Annotated in this window: 12 protein-coding genes; 7 read left to right on the top strand and 5 right to left on the bottom strand. The window is 57.7% G+C overall.

The genetic code is table 11. The annotated features are described in order from the left end of the window. Nucleotides 1-319 precede the first annotated feature (319 nt). Entirely contained in the window at nucleotides 320-2,107 is a 1,788-nt protein-coding gene (locus ACZ5AL_RS14660; protein ID WP_464511325.1) for an alkaline phosphatase family protein, read from the top strand. A gap of 91 nt (nucleotides 2,108-2,198) precedes the next feature. On the opposite strand, the gene ACZ5AL_RS14655 is transcribed toward ACZ5AL_RS14660, so the two are convergent. Together ACZ5AL_RS14655 and ACZ5AL_RS14650 are read right to left on the bottom strand one after the other, a co-directional pair. Continuing rightward, a complete protein-coding gene (locus ACZ5AL_RS14655) occupies nucleotides 2,199-3,188 on the bottom strand; it encodes a glycosyltransferase family 4 protein (protein WP_464511324.1) in 990 nt (329 codons plus the stop codon). A gap of 13 nt (nucleotides 3,189-3,201) precedes the next feature. Beyond that, the gene (locus ACZ5AL_RS14650) at nucleotides 3,202-3,867 is read right to left on the bottom strand and encodes a DUF2459 domain-containing protein (protein ID WP_464511323.1); all 666 of its coding nucleotides are present in this window, start codon (nucleotides 3,865-3,867) and stop codon (nucleotides 3,202-3,204) included. A gap of 117 nt (nucleotides 3,868-3,984) precedes the next feature. Here ACZ5AL_RS14650 and ACZ5AL_RS14645 point away from each other — a divergent pair, with 117 nt between their 5' ends. Beyond that, nucleotides 3,985-4,470 carry a DinB family protein gene (locus tag ACZ5AL_RS14645; protein WP_464511321.1) on the top strand — a complete coding sequence of 162 codons (486 nt, stop codon included), beginning with the start codon at nucleotides 3,985-3,987 and terminating at the stop codon, nucleotides 4,468-4,470. Nucleotides 4,471-5,355: 885 nt separating this feature from the next. Here the strand turns inward: ACZ5AL_RS14645 and ACZ5AL_RS14640 are convergent. Both ACZ5AL_RS14640 and ACZ5AL_RS14635 read right to left on the bottom strand, forming a co-directional pair. Next, nucleotides 5,356-6,108, bottom strand: a complete 753-nt coding sequence (locus ACZ5AL_RS14640; RefSeq protein ID WP_464511320.1) for a CAP domain-containing protein — start codon at nucleotides 6,106-6,108, stop codon at nucleotides 5,356-5,358. 100 nt (nucleotides 6,109-6,208) lie between these two features. Then, nucleotides 6,209-6,484: a polyhydroxyalkanoic acid system family protein gene (locus ACZ5AL_RS14635; protein WP_464511318.1), complete on the bottom strand. Its 276-nt coding sequence runs from the start codon at nucleotides 6,482-6,484 to the stop codon at nucleotides 6,209-6,211. Nucleotides 6,485-6,694: 210 nt separating this feature from the next. Between ACZ5AL_RS14635 and ACZ5AL_RS14630 the strand changes: the two genes are divergently transcribed. Both ACZ5AL_RS14630 and ACZ5AL_RS14625 read left to right on the top strand, forming a co-directional pair. Continuing rightward, nucleotides 6,695-9,262: a M14 family metallopeptidase gene (locus tag ACZ5AL_RS14630; protein ID WP_464511317.1), complete on the top strand. Its 2,568-nt coding sequence runs from the start codon at nucleotides 6,695-6,697 to the stop codon at nucleotides 9,260-9,262. Between the two features lie 170 nt (nucleotides 9,263-9,432). After that, a complete protein-coding gene (locus ACZ5AL_RS14625; protein ID WP_464511315.1) occupies nucleotides 9,433-9,678 on the top strand; it encodes a GIY-YIG nuclease family protein in 246 nt (81 codons plus the stop codon). A gap of 109 nt (nucleotides 9,679-9,787) precedes the next feature. Here ACZ5AL_RS14625 and ACZ5AL_RS14620 read toward each other — a convergent pair whose 3' ends face one another. Next, on the bottom strand, nucleotides 9,788-10,756 hold the full coding sequence (locus ACZ5AL_RS14620; protein WP_464511314.1) for an integron integrase: 969 nt from the start codon (nucleotides 10,754-10,756) through the stop codon (nucleotides 9,788-9,790). 314 nt (nucleotides 10,757-11,070) lie between these two features. Between ACZ5AL_RS14620 and ACZ5AL_RS14615 the strand changes: the two genes are divergently transcribed. The 3 genes from ACZ5AL_RS14615 to ACZ5AL_RS14605 all read left to right on the top strand — a co-directional run bounded on the left by ACZ5AL_RS14615 (nucleotide 11,071) and on the right by ACZ5AL_RS14605 (nucleotide 13,741). Beyond that, entirely contained in the window at nucleotides 11,071-12,141 is a 1,071-nt protein-coding gene (locus ACZ5AL_RS14615; RefSeq protein WP_464511313.1) for a ParA family protein, read from the top strand. Between the two features lie 215 nt (nucleotides 12,142-12,356). Beyond that, nucleotides 12,357-13,268 (top strand): DUF4747 family protein, encoded by a 912-nt coding sequence (locus ACZ5AL_RS14610; RefSeq protein ID WP_464511312.1) that lies wholly within the window; start codon nucleotides 12,357-12,359, stop codon nucleotides 13,266-13,268. Further along, a complete protein-coding gene (locus ACZ5AL_RS14605; RefSeq protein ID WP_464511310.1) occupies nucleotides 13,268-13,741 on the top strand; it encodes a hypothetical protein in 474 nt (157 codons plus the stop codon). Before ACZ5AL_RS14610 ends, ACZ5AL_RS14605 begins: the two co-directional genes overlap by 1 nt. Nucleotides 13,742-13,848: the final 107 nt, after the last annotated feature.

Raw genomic sequence — 13,848 nt, 5'->3', positions numbered from 1 at the left:
GAATCCCATGCAGGGTCTGCTTCCCCACGGAAGGAGGCCCTGTTCTGTTTGGCGTCATTGCCTATCGTACGGAGCGCGCAGGTTACGTCTACTGGCTTGTGACACCCGTCGCAGTGCTGGGCGTCCGACGTACCAATCCAGCGTAAAGAACCGGGAGCGGTTTGGGGACGCTGGAGCGTTGCACTAGCGCGCCCCAGCAGGCGGGGCGACGCAGAGGGAGCGTAGGTCATGCTTGCAGTGTGCTCAAATGACCCAACCATGCACGCGTAACAGAGCACAGATTCTCACTTTGCACCCATCGTCACCTCAACTGTCTGCCGTGCGCACCTCCAACCATCTTCGTACCAACCGGTCTCCCACATCGTTTGATACCGTACGGTATGGCGAACTGGCAGCCGCGATCGCGCTACTGGGGTTGTTGTTCACCCTTCCCGAGTATGTTACGTCGCTTCCCGCCTCCCCCTACACACCGTGGAGCATCGAGGCGCTCGTCATAGCAACACTTCTTGCTGCGTCGAGCACCAGTCGATTTCCACGAGCGGCTCGTACAATCGGCGTAGTGGTGTGTATGGGCTACCTGTTCTACGCCTGGTACGATGCCCTCGTCTACACGGCCACCTACCGAAACGGCATTGTGTACGAGGATGTGCAGTTCGTGACCAACGCGCTGTATCTGGTGCCCGAGTTGGCCACGCCGGATCTCATGGGGCCCGCCCTGCTGGGGGGCGCAGCAGCGATTGGCATGGGAGCGATGATTCCCTATCTGGTTCGATCAATGCAAGCCGGCGGCACCACGCCAAGCGGATGGGTGTTGCTCTTCAGTCTTCACCTAATCGCCTGGCCGGTGGTGCTGTGGCACGCCCCGGCGCAAGAGTGGGGCACCGAGCACCGCACGTATCGCGAGGTGCGTGAGGATTATCATCTGCGCACGCTCACCGCAAAAATCCACGCCAATATCGATGCATCGCTGGCACTGCGACAGTTTATCACCACGCTCGACGAAGAGCCCCTCGATTCCACGTACTACGATTACGCCGACCTCGACCTGTCGGATGCGCAGCCGCCGTTGTACTGGTTTCTGATCGAGTCGTATGGAATGGTCATGACGCGCCATCCCGAACTGCGGGAGCCGTTTGCTCATCTTGTGCAGCAGCTTGAGCGCGATCTGGCTGCCGACGGGTGGCACGTGGCTACGGCAACCGGGCCAGCCCCCATTCAGGGTGGACGCTCGTTCCTGGCGCATGCTACGCTCTTGAGTGGGATGCACATCAACCGTCAGCTGCTCAACAGCCGGTTACAACGCTACCGCGACTATCCGTTTCTCGTACGCACACTCCAAGATCAGGGCTACACAACGATAGGACTGCAGCCGCCCAATCGAGCCCGCCCCGGATTGCCATTGAGCGACCCGTATCAGTTCGATACCACACTGTTCTTTGACGACTTGGGATACGAAGCTCCACACTACGGATGGGGTAAGATTCCAGATCAGTACAGCTTGTACTACACACATGAAAATGCGCTGCCCCACAACACCCCCTATTTTCTTTTCTTCGCTATGGCCGACTCGCACGCGTTGTGGCGCCACGGGAAGTCGCCGTTTGTCGAAGACTGGCGGGCGTTCAACCAGGCTCCCGATACCACCGACCAGGCCGCCCGTGCGTGGATGCTACAGCAAAGCCGTACCGACCAGAACGACCTCCTGCCACGTGATGTGCAGCAAAGCATCATTTTCAACCAACCGCCCCAAATGCGGTACCTGCGCACGGTAGCGCATAACTTCCGGCTGATTCGGCACTACCTGGCGCACGATGCCCCTGACGACGCCCTCGTTTGGATCTTGGGCGATCATCAGCCGCCGGTGTTTGAGTTGGAGGATGCGGAGGTCCCCATTCATGTGCTAACCCGCGACCCGGAGCGGCTGGAGCCGTTTCTCGCGGAGGGATTCGAGCGCGGCTTGCGTCCCCATCCAGAGACCCAGGCTACCTGGCCGCTTGAGGGCCTCTACTCGCTTACGATGCGTGCGCTGGCGCAGTACAATGGGTATCCGCCCGAGGCCGTGCCCCTGCGCCCACACGGTGTATCGTATCGGATGATGGATCCGTGAGAAGAGACTGCCCATAGCAATGAGGGTGAGCATGGAGGCACTACACCCTTGAAATGGGACGCCCCCGTAATGAGACCGGGGCATGATAGTCTTACGCAAACGACTGCACCGCTCGATAGACGCGACGGGCGGTTTCGGTCCAGGCCGGAATGCCTCGGCTCGCACGGATGGCTTGACGGTGCCAGGCGCGGTAGCGGGCAGGAGAAGCAAGCAGGTCCTGCAGGCACTCACCCAGCGCCTCAAAGTCATGAGCATCCACGAGTCCATCGGTAGCGGTGGGGCCGAGTGTTTCGGGCAGCCCGCCCACGCGAAAGCCGAGTACGGGCACACCGCACGCCAGCGCCTCCCGTGCCACCATACCGCTCGTTTCGAAGCGCGAGGGGCATAGCACCACATCGGCGCTCTGGTACGCCGCATGAACCGTCTCGACAGACGCGGGTCCGCTCAGCGTGATGCGGTCGCTTACGGACGAGCCCTCCACCGCAGTGCGGACCTCCGTCGCGTAGTCTGCGTCCAGCGTGTCGTCTCCAATAATGCGCCAGGTCCACGCCCCTACGTCAAGCGTTTCGAGCATGCGCAGGCACGCAATCAGTTGCTTGTTGGGCAGCAGGTTGGCAACCGTAAGCAGCCGAAAGGGGGGCGCTACGGTGGGCACAGGGCGCGGCCCGTGTCGATACGACGCCGACAGGCCGGGGGCTGCAACCTGAATGCGATCGGCAGCGATGCCGTGATCGGTAAGCTGATTGGCCACGAAGCGGCTGGGCACAACACATCCAGCAAAACGCTGAATATATTGCGCTTCCTGCATAATGGATTCGGCATGAGCCTGGGTGGGGTCTACGAGGTGCAGGTAGTGCAAGAGCAGCACGGCAGGAGGCGCATCCAGCAGGACACGCGGCATCTCGGGGGTGCACACCAGCAGGCTATCCACGAGCCAGGCATCGGCATCGGACGATGAGGGCCACCCGACGCTCTCGGTGAACGGCTGCGCATCCGGCCACGCTGTGCGGATGGCGTTGTTGTAGCGGTTGCCTCCGGTTGGGTGCGAGGCAAGGTCGGGTAGGCAGAGATGGGCATGCATGGGCAAATACGGATCAGGGAGCAGAGTGGAGCGAGCGTCCGCAGTCGGCAGCGTCGTCGAGGAGGCGCTCTACGCGGAGGGTGCCTGCGGGATACATGTCGCATCCCATGGCTTGCAGGGCAGCGGCCGCCCAGTGATTGCAGTTATTGAATACGTGATAGGATAACTGGGCGGGATAAAAGGCGCTGGTGAAGTAGTGGCCCTCGGCAACGGGCTCGGGGTGCGGTTCTGTGAGTGTGTTCAAGACGAACTCGGTAAGCCGCTCCAAGCCCGTGTTTGACACGTCAACGGCTACAATGTCGTGGCGCGGAAAGGCCTCGGCAACGGGAGGGTCAAAGAGGGCCACATGCAAGACGCTGGGGGTAGGCCAGGCGCCTGCGCGCAACAAGGTGCCAAGGCCAGGGCTTGGATTTGGGTAGTAGGCTGCATCGCCCCAGCCTACTTCGACGTACGTATGTTCATCAAAATCAGTGAGAAACGGCCAGCGGTCTTTGTTTAGTGCATCGGTGCGTACGGCGAGTCCGGCGTGCCAGGCGTGACGAATGACATACACGGTGTGTTCTGTCTCTTCGTCGGGGTCAGGCGGCGGCTCGATGGGCGGCTGGGTGCAGTGCGTGCTTAGTAGCACGATCCAGCCGAGTACGGCCACCAGAAGCAGGCGACGCATCCAGCGCATCATAGACAGAGCAAGATCGGGATATACGTGGGTTGCACGAAGGCCTGTGTTGCACAACCAACGTAGGGGCAACCCGTTCAACAAGCAAATGCGTGTCCGATAGACCAATGCTTTGTTGCTATGACCACCGACGCCCTACACCACCATATACGCCAGAGCATGCGGGGCGACTTTCCCGCGCATCCATCGTTTGAAACGGCTGTATCTGATTGGCCCCACCCGCTGCGTGGCGTACGTCCAGAGGGGTTGCCGTACTCGGGGTGGGAGTTGGTTGAGCACATCCGTCTGTCGCAAGACGACCTGCTGCATTACAGCGAGAACGAAGCGTATACGCCCGACACCTGGCCCGACAATTACTGGCCGGATACGCCGGAGCCGCCATCACCCGCAGCGTGGGCACGCTCCTGTGATGCGGTAATCGCCGACCGCGAAACGCTGCTTAGCCTGATGGACGATATGGGTCCGTTTGAAACGGTGCCCAGCCACGACACGCATACGCTGCTACGGTCTGCGCTCATTGTGATGAGCCACACCGCGTACCACATCGGACAACTTGTTACGGTGCGCCGCCTCCTAAACTGCTGGCCGCCAGCGGATACGGGGTGAAGGGGGACGTGTGGAAGGGTGGATGTCTGGAGGGATGGACGGGTGGATGTTTTGAGTGGCGAAACGAGTGCACAAAACAAATGTCATGTTGAGCGCCCTGAACGCAGGGAAAGCGTACGTTCAGTGTGGAGGGCTCGTACCGTCACAGTGTAGTGTGCTGTGACGCCTCCGTCAGTACCGGACAAAAATAAGAGGGAGGCCTTGATCGTGGGAGGCCAGCGTCTTTTCGTGGATCCTGGATCTCCGTTCGCAGGCTCACTAAGCGTGTCCTGAATTCGATTCAGGATCTGGATGACAGTCGGAGGGCATCGATACGTTTGAACACCCAACGACGCTCAGCATCTGCCTGCTATACAGTCATCCTGAACTTGATTCAGGATCCATGCTTCGAGAAAGAGACTCCCGTCTGCTTGTTCGGCATTGTGTTGTCTTATTGTCGGGTACAGTGGACGCCTCCACAGCCTGGTCAGCGCTCAGCAGGCTCTGACGAATCAAAATTTGTGGGGGACGCTGGAGCGTCCCAGTAGGCGTGGCGACGCGGAGCATCGCCACGAGAGTGGCTATTGATTTTACTCACATCGCACCGCTCCGTAGCCCTCTGACACAGGTCAATCTTCGGGTAACACATGGCCACCTAACGTACCGAGAATAACTCACAATCTTGTCATTGCGAGCGCAGCGACGCAATCTCATGCTATCAAACCGGATACAGCCGCCCAATCAACGGCATGAGATCGCACCCCAGGAGTACTCGTTCGCTAGCGCTCACAGCGCCGCGTCAGTCGCAGGGCTCCCTCCTCGCGATGACAATGTTGGACCCTAACAATCACGTGTGACACAGTAGTAGCCCAGAATCAGGAGCGAGGCGGATCCCCTGGGTGGCAATTACTGCACGCCAAGGCCCCCTCCGCGTCCGTTCGAGTTGCTTTGGCGATCCGTGATGAACTTTTGCGTGGCATAAATGCTGGTCGATCCGGGATACAGCCCCACGCCGATGTGCGTCAGGCGTTCGCGCAGAATATTTTCCCGATGGCCCGGCGACCCCATCCACATTTCCATCAGGCGCTCACCAAGTGAGTGCCCGGCTGACTCGCTGCCGGACAGCGGGAGGTGCCGATGCGCAATGTTCTCTGCGCTCATTTGCAACTGGTACGACGACGGCAAGTCCGCTTCTATGCGATCGTGCGGGCCCAGGCCATCAGGGTTGTCATGCGCATAAAAGCTGCGATGCACCATATCGCGGCTGTGATCTCGGGCGATCTCACGAAGAGCTTCGCTGTGTTCGAGCGGCGGCAGCCCGTGTTCAGCGCGCCGGGCATTTGTTTCTTCAACGATGGTCGCCTCGGCAACGCGCATTTGCGCCTGGCGCTCGGCTTCACTGGCCTCATCACGATTGGCGGGGGCGGGCGTGCTGGCATCGGGCATCCCCGCTTCATCGAGCATATCCTCCAACGCCGTAAAACCGTCTTCCAACGTCCCCACCACCGCATCCGACAATTCCTCCCAGTCCTCTGCCAGCCGCTCCTGGATGGCCTCGGAATCGGGCAGCTCATCGGTGGCCTCGGCGTCGCATCCCCCAACGACAAGGACGCAGGCAAGGGCGAGCAGAGCAAGTAGAGTTGCACGTAAACAACGCATAAACAAGTACCCCCCAATAGGTTATGCAGGCAGGTAAGAGATTGTCTTGGGGGCGGGGGACATGCCAAGACAACGCTACAAATAACCAAGGGTAAAGCGGTTACCCAAAGTACTGATCCAGGTAGCCTTCGGCCTGTTTCTTGACCATGCCTTTCATAGAACGCAACAGCATGCCCAGTTTGATCTGGACGTGCACGGTGTCGGCTTCGACCTTGATGTGGCCATCGGCACCCCCGCCATTGAACTGCAGCGTGTTGTTTTCCCAGTGAGAGTCCACACCCAGGCGGTCTTCAAGTTGTTCGGCCACTTTTTCAACGGCGCTACGTCCCTTCTCAAGACCGAGTGAATGCGAGCGAGAAATGTCGATATCGGACATGGAGCGGGAGTGTTTTTGGTAGAAACTATGCGGAGGTGCCACCGGGGCACGCCTCATCCGCCTACGGAAGCGGTTTTTTTGCGTTCCCTTGATTTTCCGAACGGCTTTCACTGGACAGCCACAACGCTACCTTGTACATTATCCGAACGGATGCGCTGCTCGCTGGCATCGCCTCCCGTTCGTACCCGTTTGGCTGTTTGTTGTCTGCTTATGCCTCGCTCCCTCCGTCTTCTGTTACTCGCTGCGCTATTTATTGGACTGGGGCTCTCGCCCTGTGCGGCGCAATCCACCGATCTGCAATCCCCCGCTGACTTTCTGGGCTACGAGCTCGGATCGCAGTTCACCTCGCACCACCAGGTCATCGACTACGTGGAGCATGTGGCCGACCACTCGCCCAACGTCGAGATTGAGCGCTACGGCGAAAGCTACCAGGGGCGTCCGCTTATGGTAGCCTACGTGAGTAGCCCCGAGCTGTTGGAGCAACGCGACGCCATCCGCCAAGACAACCTGCGGCGTATCGGACTTGCAGACGGCACGCCGGGCGATCTGGCGCCGGCTATCGTGTGGCTCAGCTACAACGTGCACGGCAACGAAAGCGTAAGCACCGAGTCGTCGATGCAGACGCTCTTTGAGCTGGCCGATCCGTCGAACACGCAGACCCAGCCGTGGCTGGAGGATGCCATCGTAATCATGGATCCGCTCATGAATCCCGACGGACGCGAGCGCTACGTCAACTTCTACAACCGCACCGCCGGCGCTACGCCCAACCCGAACCGCATGGCCCGCGAGCTGCAGGAAGACTGGCCCAACGGACGCTCCAACCACTACTACTTTGACCTGAACCGCGACTGGGCCTGGACCACGCAGCAGGAGACGCAGCATCGGCTGGAGCTGTACAACCAGTGGATGCCCCACGTGCATGTCGATTACCACGAGCAGAGCGTCGACGCACCCCACTACTTCGCGCCTGCAGCGGACCCCTTCCACGAAGACATCGCCGAGTGGCAGCGCTCCTTCCAGGAAACAATCGGACGCAACCACGCCCGCTACTTCGATGACAACGACTGGCGCTACTTCACCCGCGAGCGCTTCGACCTGTTCTATCCCGGCTTCGGCGACACCTGGCCCACCTTTAACGGCGCCATCGGCATGACCTACGAGCAGGGCGGCTCCGGACGCGCAGGGCTCATGGTGCATACCATCGAAGGCGACACGCTGACGATGCACGACCGCTTCATTCGCCACCACGTCACCGGCCTCTCCACCGTCGAAACCGCCGCCCGCGAGGCCGACGACCTCGTGTCCTCGTTTGTCTCCCACTTTGAAGACGCCGCCGCGAATCCCCCCGGCGACTACGCAGCGTATCTCATCAAAGCCCGCGATGCCGACTCCGCCGGCGTGCCCGACACCCCCGACGACCGCGTCCGTGCGCTGCATGAGCACCTGGAGCGCCAGGGCATCGAATCCACCATCGCCGGTCCGAATACTAACGCCAGCACGAGCGGACTGCGCTACGCCGACCAGACGAGTCAGTCGGTATCTGTGGAGCCCGGCGATCTGGTCGTATCCCTCAGCCAGCCCAAAAGCCGCCTCGCCAAGGTGCTTATGGAGCCGCAGACGACCATCGTAGACTCGGTGACCTACGACATGACCGGCTGGAGCCTGCCGTACGCCTACGGACTGGATGCCTACGCGCTGGATAGCGACGTATCGGTTTCGGGGGATGCGCAGGCCGCACCACCCGCCCTGCAGGGCGCCGACACCGATACGCCGTATGCCTACCTGGCCAACTGGCACAGCATCAACGACGCCTCATTTCTGGCCGATCTGCTGCAGTCCGACGTGAAGGTCCGCTTTGCCCGCGAGAGCTTTGAGTTCGAAGGCCGCACCTTCGAGCCCGGCACACTCGTGATCTTACGCGCCAACAACCGCGCGATGGGCGCGCGCTTCGACGACATCGTGCAGGAGACCGCAGCCGAGCACGAGCGCTCACTCTACCGCACCACCACCGGCTTCATGGATGAGGCGCCCGACTTCGGGTCGGCCAACATCCGCTACATCGATGCCCCGCATGTGGGCGTGCTGGCCGGGGAGCCGCTCGCTTCGCTCAACGTGGGCGAGATCTGGCACTTCTTCGACCAGCAGCTGCAGTATCCGGCCACGCTCCTCAAGCCCAGCAACTTTCAAGATGCCTGGCTCGACGAGCTGGATGTGCTCGTGATGCCCGAGGGGCAGTACAGCGACTGGCTTTCCGATGAGCGCGTGGCGGCGCTGCAGCAGTGGATTGAGCGCGGCGGCCACCTCATCGCCTTCGGGTCGGCCAGCAGCGCCCTATCGCCCTACGACGGCTTCGCCCTCGCTGCCCCGGTGCCTGACGAAGACGAGGAGGCTGCGTCGCCCGAATTGCCTCGCTACGAAGACCGCGCCCGCGACGCTGCCACGCGCGGCACGCCTGGCAGCGTCCACGCTACCACGCTCGATACCTCGCACCCGCTTGCTTTTGGCATCGAGCGCTACTTCACCATGAAACGCTCCGCCCGCGCCTTCGCCTACCTCGACAGCGGCTGGACGGTAGCCGCGCTCGAAGACGCCACCCCCGCCAGCGGATTCATGGGCCACGAGGCTCAGACCGCCTTGCAGGAAACGCTCGTCTTCGGCGTGCAGTCTCACGGACAGGGCCGCATCACCTACCTGGTCGACAACCCGCTCACCCGTGGCTTCTGGCACAACGGCCAGCTCCTCATGAGCAACGCCGTGTTCTTCATCGGCAACGAGTAACTATCGCCGGGGACGCAAGCGGTCCCCGGCTATGGGATTCCTTAGCCCGGGATCAGGAGCGGAGCGGATATCCCGGGCGGTGATTATCAAGACAAAAGGGACCCCCGCCGGTAGGCGAAGCGATAGGCAACGCCTCCGATCTTGTGTTACCGACAACAACCACCTCAAACATGTCGCACCACGTCTACATCCTCGAATGCGCGGATGGCACCTACTACACCGGCTACACCACCGATGTGGAGCGCCGCGTAGACGAGCACAACGCCGGCACCGCCGCCAAATACACCCGCGGACGCACGCCGGTCGAGGTCATCCACACCGAAACGTACGACAGCCAGTCCGCCGCCATGCAACGCGAATACGCCATCAAACAGCTACGGCGCCCGGCGAAGGAGAAGCTGGTAGAAACGGCTTAATCCGCCAGCGCATCCAGCGGACTTGCAACGCCGCGTTTGCTACACCCCCTCGCAGGTCCAGGAGGCGGCTTGCCTGAAGCAGCCCCCCAAGCGTGTTCAGGAATGAGTGTCAGAGCGCCTCCAATGGGCTTTGTACCGCGCGTCCGCCCCGATTCAAGACATGCGTGTACCGCATCGTCGTCTCCACACTATCATGCCCCAACAGCTCTTGTACGGTTCGAATGTCGTAGCCATCTTCCAGCAAATGGGTCGCAAAGGAGTGGCGGAAGGTGTGGCACGTGATATGCTTCGAAATGCCTGTGGCGTTCACGGCCTTCTTCACCGCATTCTGCACAGCAGAAGTTGAGCGATGATGGCGGTGGGTTTGCCCACTCCGGGGATCGGTAGATCGTTTGGTGGATGCAAATACAAATTGCCATTTCCACTCGTACGCGGCGTTCGGGTACTTGCGTCCCAGCGCGTCTGGGAGGTGTACCGAGCCGTGCCCCTCGCTGCGGTCGGTTTCGTGTAACACCTTTCGCGCCCGCAGGTGGCGTTTCAGCGGCGTATGCAGGCGGCTGGGGAGCACGGTAACACGGTCTTTGCGCCCCTTGCCATCTCGGACGATGCACGCACCCTGCTCAAAATCGAGAGCCTTGACCCGAAGGCGGAGAGCTTCCGAGAGACGAAGCCCCGCGCCGTAGAGCAGCGCAGCAACGAGTTGATTGGTGCCGCTCATTGCGCCCAGTACCTGCCGGACCTCGTTTCGCGTGCAGACGACCGGCAAGCGTCGTGGACGCTGGGCGGGCTCCAGGTCGTTGATAGTGTCCAGCTCGATGCGCAGCACACGGCTGTAGAGGAACCGGAGCGCATGAAGGGCCTGGTTCTGCGTGGACGCCGCGACGTTGCGCTCCAGGACCAAGTGATTTAGGAAGTCACGGATATGAGCGGCGTCCATCGTACGCGGATGGCGTGTGTCGTGGAACAGCACATACCGCTTCACCCAGCGGACGTACGCCGTTTCAGTGTGATAGCTGTACTGCAAGCGACGGCACGCCGTGCGGACTTGATCAAGCAGCTTGGGTGGCTGTTGGGACATGGGAACAGTGGACCGAGCGCCGGAGACTTGCGATTTATGAAGGGCCTTGGTACCATGAAATACATATACAAGCCCCTTCAGCAAGATAGACCCGTCGGGAGGCGAATCCATAACGTCCTATGTCCACTTGGTTGACATAAGCCGACACCAGATTGGCTTATCCTTTTGGGAAATAGCAAATTGCTCGTACTTAGGGGGTTTGCCTATGTCTACTGAATCGACATAATTAAAAGTTATGCAGAACTGAAGTACTTGCATTTTTACATGTAGGTACAACCTATTTAACTCTTAATCCAAAAAACGGAAAAGCAATTATGAGTCTTGTCGAAAGCTATGGAATTTGGAACAACAAAGGAGGGGTTGGAAAAAGCACAATAACTTTTCATGTAGCAGCCCGGTACGCGGCTTTGAATAAAGACAAAAATGTTCTTGTTATTGACCTTTGCCCACAATCGAACTCCAGCATGATGCTCTTAGGAGGAGGGGCAAGGGGGGAGCAAGCAGTTCTTGACTATGGTACAGAAGGTGTTCCACGTACTGTAGTCGGCTATCTCAGCAAGGTCATTTCAGGCGGTAGTGGTGCTCCTACACCGGACCCAATGGATTTTTTAGTCCAGGTCTCGGACACTAATGACAACATGACAGATAATCTGTACTTGTTGTGCGGTGATGGTAACTTAGAGCCAATGGCTCCAGCAATTGCGAATGCCGCTAATCAGCCCCCCCTCACTCCAGATTCACTTCCTTGGGTATGGGTTCATCAGATCTTTCGAAACCTAATAGATAATGTTACAGAAACCGTAAGCGACAAAGATTGGATGGTGTTTGTAGACACAAATCCAAGCTTTTCAACTTATACGCAGCTTGCCATATGTTCTGTAAACAAACTTATTTGTCCTGTCAATGCCGACGACTCTTCTCGAGTTGCGACAAATGCGATGTTTATACTCTTACATGGCAACACGCCACCGCACCCAGTTTACGGATCTTGGACTTTCGCGTCACAAGCGAAGAAACATGACATCTCTATTCCTGAGATTCATCTCATAGTGGGCAACCGCTTGACCCAATACCAGGGGGCTGCTGCCGCCTTTGCAGCCATGTCTGACTCCACGACGGAAGCTCTATTCGATGCCTATCAAAACCACCCTGGATATTTTACTAGCCGCAGCCCATCGCCCACGACGAAAGAAGATTTCCGGGATCGGTACTCTGTACCGCTTCGAGATTTCAACTCGGCAGGAGTTGTTTCTGCACATTTGGGTCAGCGACTTTCCCAAATGAGTGGCACTTACTACGAAATTAACGGTGAGGACGTAAAGCTCGAAAGAGCCAGGATTGACGAATGCACGGAAGCAATAGATGACGTTATTTCTGAGCTGTAGTTATCTCGCTTGCTGTCTTTTAGGGTAGTAGTGATTATGCATAACGCATCGTTGCACCTGACGATGAGTGGAGCGGCATCGATTGACGGCGTGTACTTGTTGAAAAGTTTCGCTACATTTCGGGAGTAGTGGCAATCGAGTTCATCGCAGGTGAACTTTGCCGTTATGTGCGCTAATCAGCGCTGCTACCAGAATATAGACATTTACCATTAAGTATGCCGACTACCGCAAAATATTTCGTGGGGCGCCTACTAAAGCTAGGAAATCTTACAACTCAGAGTGTCATTGATGCGATTGAGGAACCTGTGGTAGTCCAGAGGGGGAAGTATATGTTTACCTTCACAGATATGAGCTACATTCGTGATGTGGCAGACTACCCGTTTATATTTGGCAGACTCGCCAAGTTTGCCGATGAAGGTGAGATTGAAGTCGTAGAGCCGGATCGGCATGTAGCTACACCTGCGGGTGTACCTAATCTTCTTTACGCCGCTAGTCCATTTGTTTACATACCTAAATTCTCGGGTCTAGCTTATCAGCACATTTGGAATAAACTCGAAGGAAGTCAGTTCGAAAAAGCCTTTGCCGATTTGATAGTTGAAAAATTCGAAAGACTGTTTGTGAAAGCAGAGGTCGAACCTGTTTCAGACTTGCGCACATTCGTCCAAAGAATTTCTGCCGTTGACTCGATCTCCAAGCTTGATGCAAGAGTACATCCGCCTAATCCGTTATTTGGAGCAGCATGGGAGTCTCTTCGAAACTATTTACGTCGTCGCAATCTCAGTAAGGTTCAAATCCAGGAAGAGTCAGAAGCTGAAGGTACAATTGGAACGAATATTCATCGCATCGCGCGTCTAGTACTGGAAAACCCGAATGTAAACCCAGAAGAAATACGTGAACTGCTTGAACCATTTGCGGACGGCCTTGGTGACGCTGCAGTTTTAATGGCTGCAGATGGATATGGAAGAGCTAAGATAGAGGGACAGAAGAACAATGAACGAGTGATTATGCGGACGGAGGAAAACCAGATCGCTTTCAAATTCGAGCGCGATCCGGATCCTGTAGAGTTAGCAAGTGAAGCAATACGAATTCTTCGCCGGATTAATGACGAACGCTACCTTGATCATTGATGTCACGAATAAAAGAGTGGTTAAGAGTTATCATTCTATCTCCTGAGGTTCTCGTCGTCGCTATTCTCATCGGGATTGCGGTACTGAAGCCCTCCATCTTTAAACAGGTTGGGCAGCTGGTGGAAAGCTTTGATCCTAAAATAACCGCTGTCCTCATAGGCTTTCCTTTTGCACTTACCACTCTGGTGTATAGGATTGGCAAAAACATACTGAATCCAGAAGAGCATCGACAAGTTCTTATTGATTGGCCAGAATACGAAAAACTAAAAATCACCGTTTTTGCTGCATTCGTATTCTGTGGCGCATCATGTGTGGCTATTGTAGTCGGATGGATACTGGTTTTACTGGATCACCTCACAGTCGGTGCAACGATGATGATCTCCGCCGTATTTGTGCCGACGATTACACTGGCGACTGTAGCAGTTGCGCAGTTGAACGGTAAAGATATATTAGACGGTGCAGGCGACACATAACACAGCGCTGCATCGGACGGTGTCAGTGTGCGCTTTGAAGGATCGCCGCGTCTCGATTGCTTACCACAAGGCCTAGCGTAGCCACCGCCGGTGAGCGCCAACCGTTA

It is taken from the genome of Natronotalea proteinilytica (genome assembly GCF_055379935.1).
This window is presented reverse-complemented; position numbering and strand designations above follow the sequence as displayed.